This window comes from Nocardiopsis trehalosi NBRC 14201, assembly GCF_001552555.1.
GTDB classification, from domain to species: domain Bacteria; phylum Actinomycetota; class Actinomycetes; order Streptosporangiales; family Streptosporangiaceae; genus Nocardiopsis_B; species Nocardiopsis_B trehalosi.
This window is the reverse complement of record NZ_BCRK01000282.1, coordinates 1-5022: the sequence shown is the minus strand read 5'-3', so window position 1 is coordinate 5022 and position 5022 is coordinate 1. Positions and strand designations below refer to the sequence as shown.

At 74.9% G+C, this 5022-nt stretch carries 5 protein-coding genes; 1 reads left to right on the top strand and 4 read right to left on the bottom strand.

Features of this window, described 5'->3' with window-relative positions:
• Positions 1 to 41 precede the first annotated feature (41 nt).
• From NT8_RS27145 to NT8_RS27135, 3 genes are all read right to left on the bottom strand, one after another.
• A complete protein-coding gene (locus NT8_RS27145) occupies positions 42 to 863 on the bottom strand; it encodes an SDR family NAD(P)-dependent oxidoreductase (RefSeq protein ID WP_067975698.1) in 822 nt (273 codons plus the stop codon).
• A 173-nt stretch (positions 864 to 1036) separates the two neighbouring features.
• Complete coding sequence (locus tag NT8_RS27140; RefSeq protein ID WP_067975695.1) at positions 1037 to 2512, bottom strand: MFS transporter; 1476 nt, start codon at positions 2510 to 2512, stop codon at positions 1037 to 1039.
• 10 nt (positions 2513 to 2522) lie between these two features.
• The gene (locus NT8_RS27135) at positions 2523 to 3671 is read right to left on the bottom strand and encodes a serine hydrolase domain-containing protein (protein ID WP_067975692.1); all 1149 of its coding nucleotides are present in this window, start codon (positions 3669 to 3671) and stop codon (positions 2523 to 2525) included.
• Between the two features lie 143 nt (positions 3672 to 3814).
• On the opposite strand from NT8_RS27135, the gene NT8_RS27130 reads away from it, so the two are divergent.
• On the top strand, positions 3815 to 4696 hold the full coding sequence (locus NT8_RS27130) for a sigma-70 family RNA polymerase sigma factor (protein ID WP_067975690.1): 882 nt from the start codon (positions 3815 to 3817) through the stop codon (positions 4694 to 4696).
• Between the two features lie 59 nt (positions 4697 to 4755).
• On the opposite strand, the gene NT8_RS29650 is transcribed toward NT8_RS27130, so the two are convergent.
• Complete coding sequence (locus NT8_RS29650) at positions 4756 to 4965, bottom strand: hypothetical protein (protein WP_157515999.1); 210 nt, start codon at positions 4963 to 4965, stop codon at positions 4756 to 4758.
• Positions 4966 to 5022: the final 57 nt, after the last annotated feature.

Sequence of the window (5022 nt, the reverse complement as noted above, 5' to 3'; positions counted from 1 at the left end):
CCGCCGAATCGGCGGCCGGGGCCGGTGCGGTCCCGAGCGGTCTACCCCGGGGCCTTGCGGCTGAGGGATTCCCATTCGCGGTACAGGTCGGCGCGGGCCTTGTCCAGTTCCTGGACCTGGTCGAAGGCGGTGCCGCCGATGATGAGCCGGCGGGGCGGGTCCGGCAGGCCGGCCAGTTCCATGATCACGGGGGCGGCGGTGCTGGGGTCCGGCCCGGACTCCTCGCCCCACATCTCGGCGATCTCGGCGCGCAGCGCGTCGTAGGCCGGTAGGGGCTCGGTCTGGGTGATGCCCTTGGTGAACAGGCCGGTGTCGTAGCCGCCCATCTCCACGATGGTGACCTTGATCCCGAACTGCTCGACCTCCATGGCCAGCGCCTCGCTGACCGAGTCGAGCGCCACCTTGCCCGCGCCGTAGAACCCCACCGTGGCCATGCCGCCGGCCGCGCCCATCGAGGTGACCTGCAGGAGGCGCCCGCCGCCCTGGGCCCGCATATGGGGCAGGACCGCCTGCGCCACCCAGACCGCGCCGAAGAAGTTGACGTCCAGGTGCGCCCGGGCCTGCTCCTCGGTGGCCTCCTCGACCATCCCGTACAGCAGTCCGCCGGCGTTGTTGACCACGACGTCGAGTCGGCCGAACGCGGCGGCCGCACGGTCGACGCCCGCGAACACGGCCTTGCGGTCGGAGACGTCCAGCGGCAGCACGACGAGGGTGTCGGGGTACTCGGTGGCGAGGTCCGCCAACGGCTCGACGTTGCGGGACGAGGCCACGACGTTGTCCCCGGCGGCCAGCGCCGCCTCGGTGAACGCCCGGCCCAGTCCGCGCGAAGCGCCGGTGATGAACCACGCTCTGGCGGTCGTCATGAGGTCCCCTCTCGTTTCACGAGACGAACCGTTCCGCCTCGTTGGAGAGTATGGAGTGCCCGGCGCTTCTATGTCAAGACGGGACGAACCGTCTCGCTTGGTGGCCCGGGTTCGGAGCGCGGGCGGAGCCGGGACCCCCCAGGTCAGAGCCATGGCGGGGTCCCGGCGGTGCGTCACCGGTCGGTGGCGGGTGCCTTCTCGGGCGGGTGCTCGGAGGTGACCGGCGGGTGGGCGGGGCGGGCCGGGCTCGGGCGCATCAGGACGGCGGCGGTGAGGACGGCGGCCAGGTAGAACGCGCCCGCACCGAGCAGGCCGGCCGTGTAGCCGTGGGTCAGCGCGTCCCCCAGCGGGGTCCCGGCGGGCATGCCGCCGGTGGCGCTGACGGCGACACCGGCCAGGACCGCCAGGCCCAGCGCGCCGCCGATCTGCTGGCTGGTGTTGATCAGCCCCGAGGCGATCCCCGAATCCTCGGCGGCGACGCCCTGCACCCCGCCGATCGTGGCCGCCACGAACCCGACCCCCAGGCCGATGCCCGCGACCAGCTGGGCGGGCAGCAGCACGGCCAGCGCGCTCTGGCCCGGGGCGAGCATGCTGAACCAGACCATCGCGGCGGTGGCCACCACCATGCCGCCGGCCAGGACGGTGCCGGGGGCGAAGCGCGCCTGCAACCGGGGCCCGACGGCACCGGACCCGATGCCGATACCGACGGCGAACGGCAGGTAGGCCACCCCGGTGACCATGGGCGAGAAGTCCTTCACCTCCTGCATGTACAGGGTGAGGAAGTAGAAGGTGGCCAACTGCCCCGCCCCCATCAGCAGCATGACCAGGTTCGCCCCCAGCCGGCCGCGGTCGGCCAGCACCCCGGCCGGGAGCATCGGGGCGCGCACGCTGCGCTGGATGACGGCGAACGCCGCCCCGAGCACCAGCGCGGCCGCACCGAAGGCCAGGGTCCACCCGTCGGTCGGGCCGTCGGACCCCGCCCGATTGATCGCGTACACCAGGGAGCCGAGGGCGAGCGTGGCGGTGACCGCGCCGGGCAGATCGATGCCGCCGCGCTCACGGGTGCCGGGCACCAGGACCAGCGTCCCCACCAGCACGGCCAGCGCGATGGGGACGTTGATGAACATGATCCACCGCCAGCCCAGGTACTCCGTCAGCGCGCCGCCCAGCAGCAGGCCGACCACCGAGCCCAGGCCGCCCATCGCCCCGTACACGCCCAGCGCCCTGTTGCGGGCGGGCCCGGCGGGGAAGGTGTCGGCGAGCAGCGACAGCGCGGCCGGGGCGATGACCGCCGCCCCCACCCCCTGCAGCACGCGCGCGGCGATCAGCGTGGCGCCGTCCTGGGCGGCACCGCCCAGCACGGAGGCGAGCAGGAACACCACCAACCCGGCCTGGAACATCCGGCGGCGGCCGAACAGGTCGCCGGCGCGGCCGCCCGCCAGCAGCAGCCCGCCGAACGCCAGCGCGTACGACGTCAGGACCCAGTCGAGGTCGGTCGGCGCGATGTCCAGGCCGGCGCCGATGACGGGCAGGCCGACGGTCACGATGGTGCCGTCCATCACGATCAGCAGTTGGGCGGCGGCGATCACCAGGAGCGCCAGACCGGTCTTCTCGCCCGACGTACGGGCGTCGCGGGTTCGCGAGGTCATCACGGTCTCCTCAGGAAGCGGTGGCGGCGCGGTGGACCGCGGCGGCCAGCCGGTCGTGTTCGGGGTAGGACCAGTTGAAGGAGAACCGGCGCCGGGTGTAGCCGAAGGCGACGCCGCTGTGGGGGTCGGCGAACGCCTCCGCGCCCGCCGAGCCGCCGTGCCCGAACGCCCGGGCGCCCAGGAACGTGTAGCGCAGCCCCTTGGCCTGGAACCCGAGCGCGTACCGGCCCTGGGGGCCGACCACCAGGTCGCCGTCGATCGAGTGGAGCATGGCGAACTCGCCGGCGGTGTCGGGCGTCAGCAGCGGGGCGCGCCCGCCGATCCCCGAGACCGCCGCCGCGTACATCGCGGCCAGCCCCCGCGCGCTGCCCACACCGCCGGCCGACGCCTGGCCGAGCGCCCGCGTCCGCCGCGTGTTGAGGAAGGCGACCTGGTCCAGCGGCGGCGTGGAGTCGAGCCCGTACCCGATCCCGGTGATGCTCTGCGGGCCGGGGACCTGCGCCCAGAACGCGGCCAGTTCCTCCGGGCTCGCCAGGCCGGGCAGGACCTCCCGGTACCGGTCCTCCAGCGCCTCCGGCAGCCCGAGGTACAGGTCCAGGCCGTACGGCGCGCGGACCCGCTCCTCGAAGACCTCCTGCACGGACCGGCCCGCGACCCGGCGGACCACCTCGCCCACGATCGCGAACGACACGAACCCGCCGTAACCGCAGGCCGTCCCCGGCCGCCAGTACGGGCGCTGCCCGGCCAGCCGCGCCGCGATCACCCGGTCGTCGGCCAGCTCGTCGGCGGTCAGACCGCCGTCGACGCCGATCACCCCCGACCGGTGCGACAGCACGTCCCGCAGCGTGATCCCGGCCTTGCCGGCGGCGCCGAACTCCGGCCAGCACCCGGCCACGGGGGCGTCCAGGTCGAGCACACCGTCCTGCACCAGCAGCGCCACCACCAGCGTCGCCGCGCCCTTGGTCGAGGAGTACACCCCGGTCAGCGTGTCGCCGCCGACCCCGTCCCCGGCCCACAGGTCGACCACCAACCGGTCGCCCACGTAGGCCGCGAGCTGCGCCCCGGACTCGCCGCCCTCGGCGGCCACCGCCGCGGCGAACTCCTCGCGCACCGCCGCGAAACCGTCGGCCACCGTCCCGTGGATCTCGAACTCACCCATCGTCTCCCGCTCCGTTCGTCGTCGGTCGCTGCCATGACGGACGGGTCGCGGCGGATGTGACCGGTCGCGTGCGTCACATCGGCGGCGCGCGGACCGTCAATGGCGCGAGTACCGGCGCCGGCCGGCGATGACGAGAGGCGACCATGAACGAGCGCGACTTCCTGTTCCTGGCCGAACGGTTCGAGGAGCACCGCACCCACCTCGAAGCGGTGGCCCACCGGATGCTCGGCTCCCGCGCCGAGGCCGACGACGCCGTCCAGGAGGCGTGGCTGCGGCTCGCCCGCTCCGAGACCGGCGGGATCGGCGACCTCGGCGGCTGGCTGACCAGCGTCGTCGGCCGGGTCTGCCTGGACGTGCTCCGCACCCGGACGCAACGGGGCGCGGCGCCGCCCCCGGCCCCGATCGTCGGCGCACCGGACACCGGCCCCGAGCACCAGGCGCTGATCGCCGACTCGGTCGGCCTCGCCCTGCTCGTGGTGCTCGAATCCCTGACCCCGCCCGAACGGCTCGCCTTCGTCCTGCACGACGTGTTCGGGCTGCCGTTCGAGGAGATCGGCCCCATCATCGACCGCACCCCGGCCGCCGCCCGCGACCTGGCCGACCGGGCCCGCCACCGCGTGCGGGGCACCGCGCCCGAACCCGGCCCCGACCCGGCCGCCCAGCGCCGCGCCGTCGACGCCTTCCTCGCCGCCGCGCGTGCCGGCGACCCCGATGCCCTGGTGGCCGTCCTCGCCCCCGACGTCGTCCTGCGCGCCGACGGCGGCACGACCCTGCCCGGCGGCACGCGGGTCCTGCGCGGCCGCGCAGCGGTACTCGGCCAGGCCGCCACCTTCCACCGCATGGCCACCCTGGCGACCAGCCGCCCCGCACGGGTCAACGGAGCGGCCGGGCTGGTCAACAGCGTCGACGGTGCCGTGATCTCGGTCATGGGGTTCACCGTCGCCGGCGGCCGGATCACCGCCATCGAGATCCTGTCCGACCCCGAACGGTTGGCCGCCCTCGGCCTCACCGCACCGGAGCACTGACCCCACCGAGCACCGACCGCACCCCGGCCGCCACCGGGGACGGACCGATTCTCGGCGCCCTATGGGATGCGGGTGGACCGGTCAGGTCGCGTCGTCGACCGCGTCCTCGACGGCGTCGGCGGCCTTCTCGGCGGCGTCGCCGCCGCCCCCCCCAGCAGCGATCCGACCACCGGCAGGCTGCTGAGGTCGATGGCCTGGGCGTGGGCGGTGAGCAGGGTGGTCGCGGCGAGTACGGCGGCCAGGGTGGCGGTGCGGGCGGTGAGCGTCATGGGCGGTTCCTTCCGGTGGCGGGGCCGCGCCCGGACGGGTGTCGGGCGCGGCCGGGG

Coding starts and splice junctions, on each gene's coding strand:
- NT8_RS27145 (WP_067975698.1), bottom strand. CDS start 863: ATGACGACCGCCAGAGCGTGGTTCATCACCGGCGCTTCGCGCGGACTG.
- NT8_RS27140 (WP_067975695.1), bottom strand. CDS start 2,512: ATGACCTCGCGAACCCGCGACGCCCGTACGTCGGGCGAGAAGACCGGT.
- NT8_RS27135 (WP_067975692.1), bottom strand. CDS start 3,671: ATGGGTGAGTTCGAGATCCACGGGACGGTGGCCGACGGTTTCGCGGCG.
- NT8_RS27130 (WP_067975690.1), top strand. CDS start 3,815: ATGAACGAGCGCGACTTCCTGTTCCTGGCCGAACGGTTCGAGGAGCAC.
- NT8_RS29650 (WP_157515999.1), bottom strand. CDS start 4,965: ATGACGCTCACCGCCCGCACCGCCACCCTGGCCGCCGTACTCGCCGCG.